We start from the raw sequence: 16962 nt of genomic DNA, 5'->3' as shown, positions 1-16962 counted from the left end.
CGCATATGGCCAAATCGATTCTGCTGGTCGAAGACGACCGCGCGATCAGCCAGGTGATCATGGCCGCGCTCGAGGCCGAAGGCTGCAGCGTCGACCATTGCACCTCGATCGCGCGCCGCAACGCGCTGGTCGCGAACAAGCGCTATGCCGCGATCCTGACCGATGTGATGCTCGAGGACGGCGACGGCATCGCGACTCTGGGCAACGTGCTCGAACGCCAGCCCGACACGCCGGTCATCGTGCTTTCGGCTCAGAACACGCTCGACACCGCAGTGCGGGCGAGCGAAGCAGGGGCGTACGAATATTTCCCCAAGCCTTTCGATCTCGACGAGCTGATCCGCGCCGTCCTCCAGGCGATCGCGCGCTCCGGTGACATATCGGGCAACGCTGATGCCGACCCCGCCGATAGCGGGCTGCCGCTGGTCGGGCGCAGCGCGCCGATGCAGAACGTGTACCGCATGATCACGCGCGTGTTGCGCAACGACCTGTCGGTACTGATCCTGGGCGAATCCGGCACCGGCAAGGAACTGGTGGCCGAGGCGATCCACCAGCTCGGCCATCGCAAGCAGGGGCCGTTCGTCGCGGTGAACATGGCCGCGATCCCGGCCGAACTCATCGAATCCGAGCTGTTCGGGCATGAAAAGGGCGCGTTCACCGGTGCCGTCGCCCAGTCGATCGGCAAGTTCGAGCAAGCCCATGGCGGCACATTATTCCTCGACGAGATCGGCGACATGCCGATGCAGGCGCAGACGCGGCTGCTGCGTACACTCCAGACGGGCCGCATCACCCGGGTCGGCGGTCATCGCGAGATCGAACTCGATGTGCGCTTCGTGGCGGCGACCAACAAGCCCTTCGGCCCGCTGATCGAGGCAGGGCTGTTCCGCGAGGACCTTTATTACCGCATCAATGTCGTGCCGATCGACCTGCCGCCGCTGCGCGACCGGTTGAGCGACATTCCCGCACTGGTCGACCATTTCTTGGCGCTGGCAGTGCAGGAGGGGCTGCCCCGGCGCAGCTTCGACGACAGCGCCATCGCGGCGATGCAGCGGCGCAACTGGCGCGGCAACGTCCGCGAGCTGCGCAACCTCGTCTTCCGCGCGGTCATCATGAGTCGCGACGACCTGATCACTGCCGATGCGCTGGGCAGCATCTTCGACGAACCCGCGCTCGGCACCGGTGAGATGCGCCGCGAGGAAAGCGATTTCGAACAGGCGGTGAGCCGCTTCCTGCTGACCGAGCGGCCGGAAAACGGCGCCGTCTACGACAAGGCGCTGGCGGCCTTCGAGATTCCGCTACTCCAGGCGATCATGCGCCGCTGCGATGGCAATCAGGTCAAGGCTGCGGCGGTGCTGGGCATCAACCGCAATACGCTGCGCAAGAAACTGGTAGAGCATGGCATGGCAAACGGCGAGCTGCGCTGAAACGGTTGCCAAATGCGGTGATATCCCCCGCATGTGCTGAAAGCTCTTGTATTCCGGCAACGCAACTGTTGTAAACTGAACACTATGCCCGCGTCTGCCGCACAGCTTCCCAACAGAAAGAGTCGTCTGACCCGCCGGTTTGCGGTGATGATGCGCCGAGGCAGCCTGTTTCCTGCGCTCGAGATCGGCTGCGTGCTGTTGCTGATCGGGATGCTCGGCCTGTCCTGGTGGCTGGTGAGCAGCTATCAGGGCCGCGAGGCGATGGTGCCCGCACCGGTCACCGCAACGTTGCTCGTCGCCAATCTGGTGCCTGCGATGGCGCTGCTCGCGCTGATCGGACGGCGTGTCGCGATCAGCCGCGCCAATGCCAGCGGAGAGCAGGGCACCGGCCAGCTCCACGTCCGCTTCGTCGCGCTGTTCTCACTGATCTCGTCGATCCCGATGCTGCTGGTCGTCGTGATCACCTCGCTGCTGTTCCAATATGGCGTCGAGTTCTGGTTTTCCGAACGCGCGCGCACGATGCTGGAAAATGCCAACGATCTGGCGCGCGGCTATTACGAGGAAGGGCGTCGCGACGTCTCTGCCGAGACCGTCGCGATGGCGAGCGACCTGCGCCAATATCTGCAGCAGACGCGGATCGACAGCCCCGAATTCGCCGAGGCCTATGTCTTCCAGGTCGCCGGGCGCAAGATGAACGAGTCGGCGATCGTCGAGGTAGGCGCAGATGGCGTTCTGCGCACCGCCGCGATCGTCGATCCCGACAATCGCACCTCGTCCGACCGCGTCAGCCCGGCGATAATCCGCCAGCTCGACAAGGGCGAGACCGCCGTCGTCTCGGCCGAGGCCGACCGGATCGAGGTGGTGACGCCGATCGATCGCCAGGCCAAGATCTACCTCTATGTCGCGCGCGCCTCGAACCAGCTGGCGCTCAGCCAGTGGGAACGCGCGCAGACGGTGCTGACCGATTACAAGGCGCTGTTCTCGCGCTCGCAGAACCTGCAGGTCCAGTTCAACATCGCGCTGTTCTTTGTCTCGCTGCTGCTCGTTGCAGTAGCGCTCTGGGCGGCGCTCAAGTTCGCCGACCGGATGGTGCGTCCGCTGACCGACATGGCCGGGGCCGCACGCGACATCAGCACCGGCAATTTCGCCATCCGCGTCGATACCGCCAACCGTACCGACGAGGTCGGCGTGCTGGGACGCGCCTTCAACCGTATGGCGAGCCGCCTTGCCGAGCAAACCTCGGCACTGATCCGCGCGAACAGCCAGCTCGACGATCGCCGCGCCTTTACCGAGGCGGTGCTGGAATCGGTCAGCGCCGGCGTCATCTCGGTCGATCCGATGGGCGTAGTGCGGCTGATGAACAGCACCGCGCAGCGGCTGCTGCAAACCGAGGTCGCGCACTGCCTGGGCTGCACGCTTTCCGACATCGCGCCGCCCTTTGCCCGGCTGGTGGGCGAGGGGACCGAAAAGGCGGTGATCCAGTATTCGCGCGAGAACGATCTGCTCACCCTGGCGGTCCGCGTGGTACGCGAGCCCTATGGCATCGTCATCACCTTCGAGGACATTACCCAGCAGCTGGTCGACCAGCGCCAGGCAGCTTGGTCGGATGTCGCGCGCAGGATCGCGCACGAGATCAAGAACCCGCTGACCCCGATCCAGCTCGCCGCCGAACGGCTCAAGCGCCGCTATGCCAGCAAGGTGAGCGAGGACGATGCGACCTTCGGCCAGCTGACCGACACCATAGTCCGTCAGGTCGGCGACCTGCGCAACATGGTCGACGAGTTCTCGTCCTTCGCGCGCATGCCCAAGCCGGTGTTCCGCGAGGAGAATTTCTTCGACCTCGTTCGCCAGGCGATCTTCCTGCAGGAGGTCGCGCACCCGGCGATCCGCTTCGCCGCGGAAGGCGCGCACGAGGGCAGCGATCTGTGCTGCGACCGTCGTCAGATCGGCCAGGCCGTCACCAACATCCTGAAGAACGCCGTCGAGGCGATCGAGGCGCGGCAGCAGATCGAGCAGGACTATTCGGGCGCCGTCACCGCAACCGTGTTCCGTCAGGAACCGTATCTCGTGCTCACGCTCGACGATAACGGCATCGGCCTGCCCGCAGACCGGGACCGTATTGTCGAACCCTATATGACGACGCGGGAAAAGGGCACGGGCCTGGGCCTCGCTATCGTCAAGAAGATCGTCGAGGAGCATTATGGCGAACTGTCGTTCGAACCCAATGATCAGGGCGGCACGCGGGTGACGATCCGCATGGATACGGTACTGCTCCAGGCCGGCGCGCTGCAGGATCCTGCTTCGGACGATCAGCGTTCCGGCACCGAAAAGATGACCACCATGACTTCGCGACCGGCCCGGGCCCGGGCCGAGCTGAGCCCGACCGCGCAGGACAAGGAAAGCAATTGAACATGCCCCTGGAAATTCTCATCGTCGATGACGAGCGCGACATCCGCGAGCTGGTCTCTGGCGTGCTGGAGGACGAAGGCTATCTCTGCCGTACCGCTGGCGGCAGCGACGAGGCGCTGGCCGCGATCGATGAGCGCCGCCCTTCGCTGGTGCTGCTCGATGTCTGGCTCAAGGGCAGCAAGCTCGACGGGCTCGAACTGCTCGACGAGATCAAGGCGCGCGACGCGGATCTGCCGGTGATCATCTTTTCCGGCCATGGCAATATCGACACGGCGGTGTCCGCCATTTCGCGCGGGGCGATGGACTTTATCGAAAAGCCGTTCGAGGCCGAGCGGCTCATCCACATGGTCTCGCGCGGCACCGAGACCGCAAGGCTGCGCCGCGAGAATGCGCAGCTGCGCGAGAAGCTGGGCATCTCGGACGAGCTGACCGGCAATTCGAGCGCGATCAACACCGTGCGCGCCACACTCAAGCGCGTTGCCAATAGCGGCAGTCGCCTTTTGATTACTGGCCCGGCGGGCGTCGGCAAGGAGGTAGCCGCGCGGCTGCTGCACAGCTGGAGCGCGCGTTCGTCGGGCCCGTTCATCACGGTCAACTCGGCGCGGATGACCCCCGACCGGTTCGAGCAGGAGCTGTTCGGCGAGGAGGACCAGGGCAAGCTCGCCACGCCCGGTCTGCTCGAGCGCGCGCATGGCGGCACGCTGTTTCTCGACGAGGTCGCGGACATGCCCGAGTCCACCCAGGCCAAGATCCTGCGCGTGCTGACCGATCAGAGCTTTTCGCGCGTCGGTTCGACGCGGCCGATCAAGGTCGATGTGCGCTTCGTCTCTGCCACCTCGCGCAATCTGGAGAACGAGATTGCCGAAGGGCGTTTTCGCGAGGACCTGTTCTATCGGCTCAATGTAGTGCCGGTGGAAATCCCGGCGCTGACCGACCGCCGCGACGACATTCCCGCGCTGGTCGAACATTATGTCGCCCGCTTTGCCAGCGAGCACGGGATCACCCCGCCCGAGACGAGCAGCGAGGCGATGGCGGCGCTGCAGAGCTATAACTGGCCGGGCAATGTGCGCCAGCTGCGCAACGTCATCGAGCGGACGATCATTCTGGCGCCGCGCGGACGGCTGGCGCGGATCGATGTCGACATGCTGCCGCCCGAGCTGGTGCAGGGCGACGGCGGCCGCGCTGCCGGGATTTCCAGCCTGATGGGGGTGCCGCTGCGCGAGGCGCGCGAGAGCTTCGAGCGCGAATATCTCAAGATCCAGATCCGGCGGTTCTCGGGCAACATCTCGAAGACGGCCGAGTTCATTGGCATGGAGCGATCGGCGTTGCACCGCAAGCTCAAGCTCCTGGGGCTGCACGACCGCTAGAATCCGCGCGAGAAACCGCAAATAGCCGCAAACAGGCCATTGGCGCATTGCAGCATACGCACTATGTATATCGGGCGTCCTCCAAGCGCAGCCGGGTCGGGATGTGTCGCACCGGCTTTTCATAAACTGTGGTGCAACGTCGCCACCAAGACCGGGGGTCAAAAATGACCGAAAAGGCTCAGAACATTCAGGATGTTTTCCTCAACTCCCTGAGAAAATCGAAAATTCCCGTGACCATGTTCCTAGTCAAGGGCGTGAAACTGCAGGGCATCGTCACCTGGTTCGACAATTTCTCGGTGATGCTCCGCCGCGACGGCCAATCGCAGCTGGTCTACAAGCATGCGATTTCCACCGTGATGCCGGCCCAGCCGATTGACCTGGGCATGTTTGCCGGGCTGATGGGTGCCAAGAGCGCGAAGAACCGCAACCTTCAGGAAGTGTTCCTGCGCACCGTGCAGGAAACAGGCGTTCCGGTAACCATGTTCCTGATTAACGGCGTGATGCTGCAGGGCAAGGTCGCCGCCTATGACCTGTTCTGCATGCTGCTGGAACGCGAAGGCATGGCGCAGCTGGCCTACAAGCATGCGGTTTCGACCGTGCAGCCCAATGCGCCGATCGACCTGACCGGCGACTGGGGCGATGCCGAAGGCGATGATGACTGACCTCGTGGACTGCGGGGCGGACAAGGATAGATTTGACATTTGACCGACCCGCAGACCCTTGAATTCGCGCGCGGTGCCCGCGCCGTGATTGCCTATCCCGATCTTGGCCGCCGCGGCTCCGTGGATGCTGACGCTCGTCTGGACGAGGCGAGGGGGCTGGCGCTCGCCATCGGCATCCAGGTGTGCGCCGCTCATGCCTTCCGCATCCGCACCGCCCGGCCCGCCACGCTGTTCGGCGGCGGTCAGGTCGAGATCATCGCGCACAGCCTGGAGGACGAGAAGGCCGAACTGCTGATCGTCGATGGAAGCCTGTCCGCGATCCAGCAGCGCAATCTGGAGGAACGGCTCAAGGTCAAGGTCATCGACCGCACCGGCCTGATCCTCGAAATCTTCGGCGAGCGCGCCGCGACGGCCGAAGGCCGCTTGCAGGTCGAACTGGCGCATCTGGATTATCAGGCAGGGCGGCTGGTGCGCAGCTGGACCCATCTCGAGCGCCAGCGCGGCGGTTTCGGCTTTCTCGGCGGCCCCGGCGAAACGCAGATCGAGGCTGACCGCCGGATGATCCGCGACCGGATGGCCAAGCTGCGCCGCGAACTCGAACAGGTCAAGCGCACGCGCGGGCTGCATCGCGAACGGCGACAAAAGGCGCCCTGGCCGGTCGTCGCGCTGGTCGGCTATACCAATGCGGGCAAATCGACGTTGTTCAACCGGCTGACCAATGCCGGCGTGATGGCCGAAGATCTGCTGTTCGCGACGCTCGATCCGACGATGCGCGCGATCCGGCTCGACGGGGTCGAGAAGGTTATCCTGTCCGATACCGTGGGCTTCGTCTCGGACCTTCCGACCGAGCTGGTCGCTGCCTTCCGCGCGACGCTCGAAGAGGTGCTCTCGGCCGATCTCATCATCCATGTCCGCGACATGTCGCATCCCGAGGCAGGCATGCAGGCGCAGTCGGTCGAGACGATCCTCGCCGATCTCGGAATGGAACTCGATCCGGTGCTGGCGGGCGAGGGGCTTGCCGTGCCGCTGATCGAGGCATGGAACAAATGGGATGTCCTGGACGAGGAAACCCGCGACCGGCTGATCGCCACCGCGCCGCGCGACCGAACGGTCTGCCCGATGTCGGCGCTGACCGGTGAAGGCGTTTCCGAACTGCTGCGCGCAGCATCGCAGGCGCTGGTCATCGGTCACCGTGTGCACGACGTGACCTTGCCGCGCCATGACGGCCAACGTATCGCCTGGCTGCACCAGCATGGCGAGGTACTCGACAGCCGCGAGCAGGGGGATGATCTGGCGCTTTCAGTGCGCCTGTCGGACAAGGACTGGGGGCGATTCCAGGCGCTATAGCTTGTTCTCGCCCTGCTTGGCGCGCTGCCACACGGCTTCCTTGTCATCGAGCGAAAGCTCGGCAAAGCCGTCGCCAGCGATCGCTTCCATCGCGCGGAAGCGGCGTTCGAACTTGGCGTTGGCGGCGCGCAGCGCATCCTCGGCGCTGACGCCCATGTGGCGGACCGCATTGACCGCAGCGAACAACAGGTCTCCGGCTTCCTCGGTCCTGTCGGCCTCGGTCTCGGCATCGAGCAGTTCCTCGATCTCCTCGCCGATCTTCTCGATCGCACCCATGACATCGGGCCAGTCGAACCCGGTGCGCGCGGCGCGCTTCTGCAGCTTCTGCGCGCGCATCAATGCGGGCAGCGCCAGCGCGACGCCATCCATCGCGCTCTCCGCACCGCCTCTGCTGCGCTCCTCGGCCTTGATCGCTTCCCAGTCCCAGTTCTCGACCGACTGGTCTGCGAAGATGTGCGGATGCCGCCGCACCATCTTGTCGCTGATCGAGGCGATCACATCGGCGACCGAGAAATGCCCGGCTTCCTCGGCCATGCGGCTGTGGAACACGACCTGCAGCAGCAGATCGCCAAGCTCGTCCTTGAGCGCGGCCATATCGGCGCGCGCGATGGCATCGGAAACCTCATAGGCTTCCTCGATCGTGTACGGCGCAATCGTCTCGAACGTCTGCTCGATATCCCAGGGACAACCGTGCTCCTTGTCGCGCAGCCGCGCCATGATCGCCACCAACCGGTCGAGAGGCACCGACGATTGGGGGGAAGCGCTGGACGGAACGGTCTGGTCGGTCATGAGCATAAGTCCGATAATATATATTATGTTAAATTAACTGGCATTCAGTGGCTGTGCTGGCGCGGCACCAATATCATGCTGCTCCCCTCGACGCGCCAGCTTTCCAGCTCCGACAGAAAGTTCATGCCGAGCAGATTGGTCTCGCCGAGCCCGTCCGAAATCAGCACGTCATGACCGCGCATCGCCAGCGACCCGACGCGCAGGTCCGCGATTGTCGCGCGGTCCGCCTCGACCATGCCGTTGGCGGTATCGATCACGGTCTTGAGGCCCAAACCGCTCGGTGCGACCCCGGCAGCCTGGGCCGCCTCGGCCGAGATCGCGGTGAACGTCGCGCCGCTATCGACCATGAACCGCATAGGACGCCCGTTGACTTCGGCGCTAACCCAGAAATGGCCGTCCTCGCTCTTGCGCAAGGTCATTGGCTCGCCCGTGATCTCCGGTTCGCTGGCGAGCCCCAGCTCGCCGGTGATGCGCTGCCAGATCAGCTTCATTTCGGGGCGAAAGCTCACCAACAAAAAGATCAGCGCGAAAATGCCGATCCAGGCCAAGGCCATCTTGATCGTCTGGCCGATGGGCAGCGCTCGCGAGATCAGCGCGCTGCCGACCAGGACCAGCAGCATCAGGCTGTAGACCAGGCTGGCGGTATCGCCCTCGCTCATGCCGCGATCCGGGCCAGATCGACGACCAGCCCGTCAAAACCTGGCTCGACGCCTTCGGGCAGCTCCAGGCAGAGCGCGGCATAATCCAGCGTCTTGTCCATATGCGTCAGCACCGTGTGCCGCGCGCCGCATCGCTCCGCCAGGTCAAGCGCCATCGGCAGGCTGGCATGCGTCGGGTGCTTTTCGTGCCGCAGGCAATCGGTGATCAGCAGATCGCAACCGGTATAGAGCGCAACCATCTCGTCGGTGACATGGCTGAAATCGGTGGCATAGACGATCGACTGATCGTGCAGGTCGAAGCGCAGCCCGGTCGACAGCACCGGTCCGTGCGGCTGATCGACCGTGCGCACGGTCAGCCCGCAGATCGCCTGTTCGTCGCCGAGTGCGGCTGCCGAAACGGTGGCAGGATAACCGTCACCTCCTTCGAAAACATAGTCGAAACGGGTGACAAGGCTCTGCAGCGTATAGTCTTTGGCAAAGCCCGCGATCGGCTGGCGCGTGCGGTGAAACAGCGCGCGCAGATCGTCGATCCCGTGCGTATGATCGGCATGATCATGCGTCCAGATGACCGCATCGAGCGCGCCTATATGTTCGCGCAGCAGCTGGTGACGAAGATCGGGCGACGTATCGACCAGGATGCGCTGGCCATCATGCTCGATGATGATCGAGACACGCGACCGGCAATTGCGCGGATTGGACGGGTCGCAGGCACCCCAGTCATTGCCGATGCGCGGCACTCCGCCCGAGGTACCGCAGCCGAGCAGGATCGCCTTCACGGACGCGCCCGGCTGAACAGCGCATAGAAATTGCGCGAGGTGTTCTCGCACAGATGCTCATAGCTCTCGCCGCGCAGCTCCGCGAGGAAGCGGGCGGTGTCGGCGACAAAGGCCGGCTCGCCCTGCTTGCCGCGGTGCGGAACGGGCGCCAGGAACGGTGCGTCGGTTTCCACCAGCAACCGGTCTGCAGGAATGTCCTTAGCAACGGCAGCCAAATCCTTGGCATTCTTGAACGTGACAATGCCCGAGATCGAGATCGACAAGCCCATGGCGAGCACCTTGGCGGCAAAATCGGCGCTGGCGGTGAAGCAGTGGATCAGGGCGGGGAAGGCCCCCTTCCCCATTTCCTCAGCCAGGATCGCTGCCGTATCGTCCTCGGCATCGCGGGTATGGATGATCAGCGGCAGGCCGGTCTGGCGCGATGCGGCGATATGCGCGCGGAAACAGCGGCGCTGCTCGTCGCGATCGGATTTGTCGTAATAATAATCGAGCCCGGTCTCCCCGATCCCGATCACGCGCTCATCGCTCGCTGCGCGTTCCACCAGACGGGCCGTGTCCATGTCAGGATGCGCGTCAGCCTCGTGCGGATGGATGCCGATACTCGCCCAGACATCGGCCTCGCGATGCGCGGTGGCGGTCACGTCATTCCATTCGCTGGCGCGGGTCGAGATGTTGAGCATGGCCGTGACACCAGAGGCGCGCGCACGTTCGAGCAGCACCGCCTGCTGCTCGGCCATGCCCTTGTAATTGAGGTGGCAGTGCGAATCGACGAGCATCAGGCGGCGTCTTCCGCCGGCAGTTCGATGCGCGGGAACAGCGGCTTGGGCGTAGCGATCGCGAAATCGCTTTCGGCGAGCGACGAGTACCAGTGCGTGCCCATGCCAGCGATGCTGCGCGCGTCATCGGGCACGCCCATATGATCGAGCAGTGCCTTGGCGCTGCCGGGGATCACCGGCGAAATCGCGATCGCAAGCTGTGCGATGGCAATATAGAGCGTCGCGAGAACGGTCTGCATGCGTTCCGGATCGGTCTTCTTCAGCGCCCAGGGGGCCTGTTCGTCGACATAGGCATTGCACGCGAACACCGCGCGCATCCACGCTTCCAGCCCCTGCGACAGTGCCAGCTCGCCGAACGCTCTGGGCAGATCACGCTGGAGCGCCTCTTCCAGCGTCGCGAACAGTGCCATGTCCGCGGGCGAGTGACCGTGCACCGCCGGAAGGGCGCCATCGAGATTCTTGGCGATGAAGCTCAAGATCCGCTGTGCGAGATTGCCGAAGCTGTTGGCAAGATCGGCATTGGCGCGCTGCGCGATGGCCTCGGGCGAATAGCTGCCATCCTGGCCGAAGCTGACTTCGCGCAGCAGGAAGTAGCGCAGCTGATCGACCCCGAACGCGTCGGCCAATGCCATCGGATCGACGACATTGCCGAGAGATTTCGACATCTTCTCGCCCTTGTTGAGCAGAAAGCCATGACCGAATACCTGCTTGGGCACCGCAATCCCGGCGCTCATCAGGAAGGCGGGCCAATAGACCGCGTGGAAGCGCACGATATCCTTGCCGATCAGGTGCAGGTCCGCCGGCCAGTATTTCATCAGCGGATTGCCCGCATCGGGATAACCAAGCCCGGTCAGATAATTGGTCAGCGCATCGACCCATACGTACATGACATGCCCGTCGCTGCCCGGCACCTTGACGCCCCAGTCGAAGCTGGTGCGCGAAACCGAGAGCGGGCGCAGGCCCGATTTGACGAAGCTGACGATCTCGTTGCGGCGGCTGTCGGGCTGGAGGAATTCGGGATGCTCCTCGTACAGCGCGAGCAGCTTGTCCTGATAGGCATCGAGCCGGAAGAACCAGCTTTCCTCGACCGTCCATTCGACCGGCGTGCCCTGCGGAGAGACCTTGCCCCCCTGCCCGTCATCGACCAGCTCGTCCTCGCCATAATAGGCCTCGTCGCGGACCGAATACCAGCCTTCGTAGCGGTCGAGATACAGGTCGCCATTGGCCTCCATCGCCTGCCAGATCGCCTGGCTGGCGCGATGATGATCGTCCTCAGACGTCTGAATGAAGCGATCATAGCTGACGTCAAGTCTGTCGCACATCTGCTTGAAATATTGCGACATCTCGTCCGCCAGAGCACGTGGCGTGGTGTCCAGCTCACGCGCCTTTTGCAGCATCTTGAGGCCGTGCACGTCGGTGCCGGTCTGGAAGCGCACGTCGCGCCCCATCAGCCGCTGAAAGCGCGCGATAACGTCTGCGGCGATCGCCTCATAGGCATGGCCGATATGCGGGCGACCGTTGGGATAGCTGATCGCGGTGGTGATATAATAAGGTTCGCCCATGGCGGTGTTGTCTGCCGTTTCTTGTGAGGTTGGCGGGTTATGAGCGCCTATCTAGGCGGGGCCAGCCGTGCCAGCAAGCTGCCAATTTGGAACGCCACCGCCGAGGCATCGAGATTGAGCACCACCGCGCGCGAGGCGAGCGCGCCGATCTCCTGCCAGGCCGCGATCGCGCCCGGCAGCCGCTCGTCGCGCAGATCGCGAATGCGCCGGGCCGCGAAGCGCGGCGCATAGGCGAGCAGCGCCTGAAACCGGTCGCGATTGGCCTTGTTCGCCACCAGCGTGCCCAGTGCCAGCCGCGCCCGATGCGTGCCGTCGCCATGATCGGCAATCTCGCTGAGCAGCGCGTCTATCTTCGCCATGTCGAGCCCGGCAAAGCTCAGCGCCTGCCCCGGCGCGCCCTGGCCCAGCCGCACCAGCGCCGCAATCTCGCTCTCGGGCAATTCGGGCCGCGCGGCGCGCAACGCATCGGCCATTTCGGCATCGTCGAGCGCGGGAAAGTCGAGCACCAGGCAGCGTGAACGGATCGTCGGCAGCAAGCGACCCGGATTGTGCGCGATCAGCAGGAAGACCGTGTCCGCAGGCGGCTCCTCCAGGCTCTTGAGCAGCGCATTGGCCGCGTTGCGCTCCATCAGGTCGGCGGAGTCGAAGATGATCACGCGGCGGTCGGCCAGACTGGGGCGGACGGTGAGCCGCTTCTGCAAGGACCGGATCTGGTCGACCTTGATGTTGCGCGCGGTCTCGAACGGCTTGCCGTCCTCGGCCTTGCGCGCCTCCTTGTCATCCTTGGGTCCCAGTGTGATGTAATGGCAGTCAGGGTGCTTGTCCTGCAGCAGCAGTCGCCCCGACGGGCTATCCATATCGCCATCAAAATGGTCGACCCGATGATCGGGCGAGCGCGTCAGCAGATGCGCGGCGGCTGCGAGCGCGAAGCTGCGCTTGCCGATCCCTTCGGGCCCGGCGAGCAGCCAGCCATGGTGCAGCCGCCGCGCCTGAAACGCGCGCAGCAGCGTCGTTTCCGGCTCGGCATGGCCTTTCCAATGTGCGGTAGACGCCTTCATGACGTCATGCCATCAGCGGCTGCAGGGCGGCGACGATGCGCGCATGCACCTGCTCGCTCGGACCGCTGGCGTCGATGATGCGAAACCGTTGCGGCTCGGCCTCGGCAAAGCTGCGGAAAGCTGCAACGACCCTGGCATGATATGCGGCATCGCGCCCACCGATCCGGTCGCTGTTCGCGCCGTCACGGGCCATGGCGCGCCGCGCGGCCTCTTCCGCAGGCAGTTCGAGCAGGATCGTGCAGTCGGGCAGATAGCCTTCCGACCCGAACCGGTGCAGCGAGAGGATCGCCTCGTCACCCAGGCCGCCCGCGACGCCCTGATAGGCACGGCTGCTATCGATGAACCGGTCGGAAATCACCCATCCCCCCGCCTCGACCGCCGGGCGGATCAGCCTTGCGACGTGGTCGGCGCGCGCTGCGGCAAAGAGCAAGGCTTCGCTCCGCGCGTTCCAGCGGTCCGCCCCGCCCTCTAGCAGCAGCTTGCGGATCGCCTCGGCGCTGTCGGTGCCGCCGGGTTCGCGCGTCAGCGTGATCTCGCGGCCCTCGCGCCTCACCCAATCGGCGAGCAGGCGAATCTGGGTGGACTTTCCCACCGCCTCGCCGCCTTCGATCGAGATGAAGCGCCCCCGCATCGCCGGTCAGGCGCCGAAGAAGGACAGGATACCGGCCCAGATGCGTCCGAAAAAGCCTGCCTCCTCGACCGCTTCACCCGCCACCAGCGGCATCACCTGGCGCTGCATGTCGGGGGCGGACACGATCAGGCTCGCGACCTGCTGGCCCTTGGCGATCGGCGCCTTGAGCGGGCCCTGATAGACGACCTTGAGCGAGACCTTGTCGGTATCCGCGGTGCGCGGCAGCGTCAGCGCCAGATCGCGCGGCGCGACGAGTGGCAATTCGCGCGCGCTGCCCTGCTGCACCGGTGCGGTATCGACGGTCTTGCCCTTGGTGAACAGCGGCACCGACTTCCACGCCTTGAAGCCCCAGTTCATGAAGCGGACCGATTCATCGACCCGCCCGTTGAAACTATCGAGACCTGCGACGACCATGACCAGACGGCGGCCATTCTGTTCAGCCGAGCCGGTAAAGCCATAGCCCGCCTCGTCGGTATGCCCGGTCTTCAGGCCATCGGCTCCGGCCACCTTGCCGAGCAGTGGATCGCGATTGGGCTGGGTGATGCCGTTCCAGGTGAAGCTGCCCTTCGAATAGAAGCGCTTGTACAGCTTGGGGTGATTGCGGATCGTCGCGGTGGCGAGCGTCGCCAGATCGCGCGCGGTCACCTGGGTCACCCCCTCATCGGGCCAGCCGTTGCTGTTGCCGAAGCGGCTGTTGGCAAGGCCGATTTCCTTCGCCTTCTTGTTCATCATGTCGACGAACGCCTCTTCGGACCCGGCAATGCCTTCGGCGAGCACGACACAGGCATCATTGCCCGACAGCGTGACGATGCCATCGAGCAGGTCGGCCACCGTGACCTTGCTGCCGACCGCCAGGAACATGCTCGACCCCTGGTTATTCCATTTCTTCCAGGTTTCGGCGGAGACCGGCAGTGTCTGGTCGAGCTTCAGCTCACCCTTCTTGATCAGGTCGAACGCGACATAGACCGTCATCATCTTGGCCATCGAGGCGGGCGGAATCTGCTTGTCGGCATCGCGGGAAAACAGCACCGCCCCCGACGACAGGTCGGTCATATAGGCGATGGGGGCTTCGGAGACATAAGAGGGGGCAGCAGCTGCCAGCGGCATCGCGAGCAGCGAAAACAAGGTAAGACCGAGAATCGGGGTTTTCATGCGTTATCCATGGTGTGCGTGTTGCAGGGACGCAGGCCTTTGACTGGCCCGTCTGTGTCAGCGACCGGAGTCCTGCTGAATCTGTACTCCCTGATAGCCTTTCCGCCTGGCCAGTGTAACCCCCTGCTGCGCGGCATTTGCATCAGGATAGGGTCCATAGCGGACACGAAACAGCTTGCCATCGGCGCTCGCGACGGTCTTGGCGCCGATCCGCTTCGCCAGTTCGTCAGCCCGCGCCTTGGAAGAGAAGGATGCGACCTGGACGAAATAGGAGCCGGCCGACGCCGCTGCTGGGGGCGCCGCACGCGCGGGGGCGAGCGTCGCGCGATTGTCGCCGGTGCTGTTCTCGGCCATCTGCGGCCGGCCGCCCCTGCCCCCATTTTCGCCTTCGACGATGAAGCGGTCGCCGCCTTGCATGCGGGGAGTCGGCGGCGGGAGTTTGGCCGCGGGTTTGGCGGCAGGCTTCGCCGCTGCTGCCGGGATAGGGGCGGCCGGAACAGGCTTGCCCTCAGGGCTGGGCTTGGCGTCTGCGTCTGCCACGGCCGCTGCCGGCGCGGCCTCTGCCGCCGGGATCGTCGCCAGATTGGCGGGCTTCGGCTTGCCGTCGAGCTTGCGGCGCAGCGGCACCAGTAGCGATTCGGGCGTATCCATTCGCGCCGCGACTTCCTGGCCCTGGCGCAGCCTCGCGCGCTCGGCCTCGGGCGGATTGACCCGTCGTACGCGCACCGCAAAGGAGCCCTGCCCCAGCACACCCAGCTGGCGCGCTGCGCCCTGCGACAGATCGAGCAGACGCTCGGGCGCCACGGGTCCGCGATCGTTGAGCCGGACCAGGATGGTCTTGCCGGTGTCGAGTGCGGTTACCTCGACATAGCTCGGCAGCGGCAATGTGCGATGCGCGCCGCTGATCGCTTCGGGATTGAACGTTTCGCCATTGGCGGTGCTGCGCCCGTTCAGCTCCTGCCCGTACCAGCTGGCATAGCCGGTTTCGTCATAATTGAAGGCGTCGGAAGGCGTGTAAGTGATGCCGCCGAGCTGATACGGCTCGCCCAGCTTCACCGGATAGTCGGTGACACCGCCTGCGATTTTGGGCGGCGCGGTCTCGAGGCTGCGCGTGACGGTGCTGCCCCCGCCGCAGCCGGTCAACGCGAGGCTAAGCCCTGCCCCGGCGATCATCCAGTTCCTCATCCCGCTTCCCCCTTTGCCCGGCCGCTCAATTGCGCACGCCGTCCGCCAGCAATCCTACCGACATCGCATAGTAATTGGAGCAATTATAATCGAGGATCGCCCGATGATTGCGCGTCAGAAGATAGCCCTGCGCATCGAGCCCCGGCGTGATCAGCAGCGAGGCCTTTATCCTGTCGTCGCCGGGCCACACGCCGCCGCGCGGCACCACGCCCAGCGCCTTCCATTCACGCAGCGTCTTCCATTCACTGTGCCGTTCGATGGCACGTGCACATTTTGTCACGGTCTCACGATTGGCAATGGCCGCCGGATTGATCGTGGAAGGAATCGAGACGGCAAAGCCCCAGGGTTCGCCGCGCTGCCAGCCGGCCGCGACCATGTAATTGGCGATCGAGGCAAAGGCATCCGCACGGCTCGACCAGATTTCCGCCTTGCCGTCGCCATCCCCGTCCTTTGCAAGCTTGAGATAGACCGAGGGCAGAAACTGCGGATAGCCGAAAGCACCGGCATAGCTGCCGCGCAGTACCGCGCGTGGCACGCCGAGATCGACCATCTTGAGCACCGCGATCAGCTCGCCCTCGAACAGGTCGCGCCTGCGCCCTTCATAAGCCAGCGTCGCCAGCGCGCGCGGCAGGTCGGTCTTGCCCAGCAGCGTGCCGTAGTTGGTCTCATGCCCGAAGATCGCGACCATGATCGAGGCCGGCACCCCGGTCTTCTGTTCGATCGCGACCAGCCGGGCAGCTTCGTCGGCATAGACCTGCTGGCCCTGGCGAATCTTCGCGGCGTTGATGCGCTTGGCCATTTCGGGACCGAATGAGGGGAAACTCTGCCCGGGGGGAGTCGGCGCGAAACGGCGATCGAGCGCGGCCACGCTTTCGTCGAAGCTCAGCGTCGGCAGCACAGCATCGATCGTCCGCTGCGACACGCCCTCGCGCCGCGCGCGGGTGGCGACACTGTCGAGATAGCGCCGGAAACCCTGGGTCTGTGCCGCCTGCGCCTCCGCGCCCGGCAAGGGCTGGACGATCTCGCGCTGCGCCGTGCTGGGACTGCCGCAGGCGAGCAGGGCGGCGGTGCTGATGACGGCGCATGCGCGCACGGCAGCCGTGTGTACGATATTGAATTTCATGCGATACTCCCAGGGGCGGTTGTGCCACCAAGCCGGTGCGGGGGA

The 16962-nt window shown here is 64.8% G+C and carries 15 protein-coding genes; 5 read left to right on the top strand and 10 right to left on the bottom strand.

Features of this window, described 5'->3' with window-relative positions:
* Positions 1-5 precede the first annotated feature (5 nt).
* The 5 genes from OPU69_RS15735 (at position 6) to hflX (ending at position 7206) form a co-directional block, all read left to right on the top strand.
* Positions 6-1421, top strand: coding sequence for a sigma-54-dependent transcriptional regulator (locus OPU69_RS15735; RefSeq protein ID WP_060979112.1), 1416 nt, complete (start codon positions 6-8; stop codon positions 1419-1421).
* A 147-nt stretch (positions 1422-1568) separates the two neighbouring features.
* Positions 1569-3830 (top strand): sensor histidine kinase, encoded by a 2262-nt coding sequence (locus OPU69_RS15730; protein ID WP_498512309.1) that lies wholly within the window; start codon positions 1569-1571, stop codon positions 3828-3830.
* 2 nt (positions 3831-3832) lie between these two features.
* Positions 3833-5197 (top strand): nitrogen assimilation response regulator NtrX, encoded by a 1365-nt coding sequence (gene ntrX / locus OPU69_RS15725; RefSeq protein ID WP_060979110.1) that lies wholly within the window; start codon positions 3833-3835, stop codon positions 5195-5197.
* 131 nt (positions 5198-5328) lie between these two features.
* On the top strand, positions 5329-5859 hold the full coding sequence (gene hfq / locus OPU69_RS15720) for an RNA chaperone Hfq (protein WP_269454097.1): 531 nt from the start codon (positions 5329-5331) through the stop codon (positions 5857-5859).
* A 39-nt stretch (positions 5860-5898) separates the two neighbouring features.
* The gene (gene hflX / locus OPU69_RS15715) at positions 5899-7206 is read left to right on the top strand and encodes a GTPase HflX (RefSeq protein ID WP_498512306.1); all 1308 of its coding nucleotides are present in this window, start codon (positions 5899-5901) and stop codon (positions 7204-7206) included.
* Here hflX and mazG read toward each other — a convergent pair.
* The 10 genes from mazG to OPU69_RS15665 are packed head-to-tail and all read right to left on the bottom strand — an operon-like array spanning position 7201 to position 16917.
* Complete coding sequence (mazG, locus tag OPU69_RS15710) at positions 7201-7995, bottom strand: nucleoside triphosphate pyrophosphohydrolase (protein ID WP_060979133.1); 795 nt, start codon at positions 7993-7995, stop codon at positions 7201-7203. The genes hflX and mazG overlap by 6 nt on opposite strands.
* 44 nt (positions 7996-8039) lie before the next feature.
* The gene (locus OPU69_RS15705; protein ID WP_060979108.1) at positions 8040-8654 is read right to left on the bottom strand and encodes a retropepsin-like aspartic protease family protein; all 615 of its coding nucleotides are present in this window, start codon (positions 8652-8654) and stop codon (positions 8040-8042) included.
* The gene (locus OPU69_RS15700) at positions 8651-9430 is read right to left on the bottom strand and encodes an MBL fold metallo-hydrolase (protein ID WP_060979107.1); all 780 of its coding nucleotides are present in this window, start codon (positions 9428-9430) and stop codon (positions 8651-8653) included. The genes OPU69_RS15705 and OPU69_RS15700 overlap by 4 nt, the downstream gene beginning before the upstream one ends.
* Positions 9427-10206 carry a TatD family hydrolase gene (locus OPU69_RS15695; RefSeq protein ID WP_498512303.1) on the bottom strand — a complete coding sequence of 260 codons (780 nt, stop codon included), beginning with the start codon at positions 10204-10206 and terminating at the stop codon, positions 9427-9429. Before OPU69_RS15695 ends, OPU69_RS15700 begins: the two co-directional genes overlap by 4 nt.
* Positions 10206-11768 carry a methionine--tRNA ligase gene (gene metG, locus OPU69_RS15690; protein WP_498512301.1) on the bottom strand — a complete coding sequence of 521 codons (1563 nt, stop codon included), beginning with the start codon at positions 11766-11768 and terminating at the stop codon, positions 10206-10208. Before metG ends, OPU69_RS15695 begins: the two co-directional genes overlap by 1 nt.
* A gap of 47 nt (positions 11769-11815) precedes the next feature.
* Positions 11816-12826 carry a DNA polymerase III delta subunit-related protein gene (locus tag OPU69_RS15685; protein WP_498512299.1) on the bottom strand — a complete coding sequence of 337 codons (1011 nt, stop codon included), beginning with the start codon at positions 12824-12826 and terminating at the stop codon, positions 11816-11818.
* 4 nt (positions 12827-12830) lie between these two features.
* Positions 12831-13457: a dTMP kinase gene (gene tmk, locus OPU69_RS15680; RefSeq protein ID WP_060979103.1), complete on the bottom strand. Its 627-nt coding sequence runs from the start codon at positions 13455-13457 to the stop codon at positions 12831-12833.
* A 6-nt stretch (positions 13458-13463) separates the two neighbouring features.
* Positions 13464-14609 (bottom strand): D-alanyl-D-alanine carboxypeptidase family protein, encoded by a 1146-nt coding sequence (locus OPU69_RS15675; protein WP_498512296.1) that lies wholly within the window; start codon positions 14607-14609, stop codon positions 13464-13466.
* A 57-nt stretch (positions 14610-14666) separates the two neighbouring features.
* The gene (locus OPU69_RS15670; RefSeq protein ID WP_498512294.1) at positions 14667-15794 is read right to left on the bottom strand and encodes a septal ring lytic transglycosylase RlpA family protein; all 1128 of its coding nucleotides are present in this window, start codon (positions 15792-15794) and stop codon (positions 14667-14669) included.
* A gap of 25 nt (positions 15795-15819) precedes the next feature.
* Positions 15820-16917, bottom strand: a complete 1098-nt coding sequence (locus tag OPU69_RS15665; RefSeq protein ID WP_498512292.1) for a lytic murein transglycosylase — start codon at positions 16915-16917, stop codon at positions 15820-15822.
* Positions 16918-16962 lie beyond the last annotated feature (45 nt).

This window comes from Blastomonas sp. 34TW (genome assembly GCF_059803595.1).
The sequence above is the reverse complement of the archived record's forward strand: the minus strand, read 5'-3'. Positions and strand labels throughout refer to the sequence as shown.

Bases quoted from the DNA above. Each gene is read 5' to 3' on its own strand.
- OPU69_RS15735 (WP_060979112.1), top strand. From the start codon at position 6: ATGGCCAAATCGATTCTGCTGGTCGAAGACGACCGCGCGATCAGCCAG.
- OPU69_RS15730 (WP_498512309.1), top strand. From the start codon at position 1,569: ATGATGCGCCGAGGCAGCCTGTTTCCTGCGCTCGAGATCGGCTGCGTG.
- ntrX (WP_060979110.1), top strand. From the start codon at position 3,833: ATGCCCCTGGAAATTCTCATCGTCGATGACGAGCGCGACATCCGCGAG.
- mazG (WP_060979133.1), bottom strand. From the start codon at position 7,995: ATGACCGACCAGACCGTTCCGTCCAGCGCTTCCCCCCAATCGTCGGTG.
- OPU69_RS15705 (WP_060979108.1), bottom strand. From the start codon at position 8,654: ATGAGCGAGGGCGATACCGCCAGCCTGGTCTACAGCCTGATGCTGCTG.
- OPU69_RS15695 (WP_498512303.1), bottom strand. From the start codon at position 10,206: ATGCTCGTCGATTCGCACTGCCACCTCAATTACAAGGGCATGGCCGAG.
- metG (WP_498512301.1), bottom strand. From the start codon at position 11,768: ATGGGCGAACCTTATTATATCACCACCGCGATCAGCTATCCCAACGGT.
- OPU69_RS15685 (WP_498512299.1), bottom strand. From the start codon at position 12,826: ATGAAGGCGTCTACCGCACATTGGAAAGGCCATGCCGAGCCGGAAACG.
- tmk (WP_060979103.1), bottom strand. From the start codon at position 13,457: ATGCGGGGGCGCTTCATCTCGATCGAAGGCGGCGAGGCGGTGGGAAAG.
- OPU69_RS15675 (WP_498512296.1), bottom strand. From the start codon at position 14,609: ATGAAAACCCCGATTCTCGGTCTTACCTTGTTTTCGCTGCTCGCGATG.
- OPU69_RS15670 (WP_498512294.1), bottom strand. From the start codon at position 15,794: ATGAGGAACTGGATGATCGCCGGGGCAGGGCTTAGCCTCGCGTTGACC.
- OPU69_RS15665 (WP_498512292.1), bottom strand. From the start codon at position 16,917: ATGAAATTCAATATCGTACACACGGCTGCCGTGCGCGCATGCGCCGTC.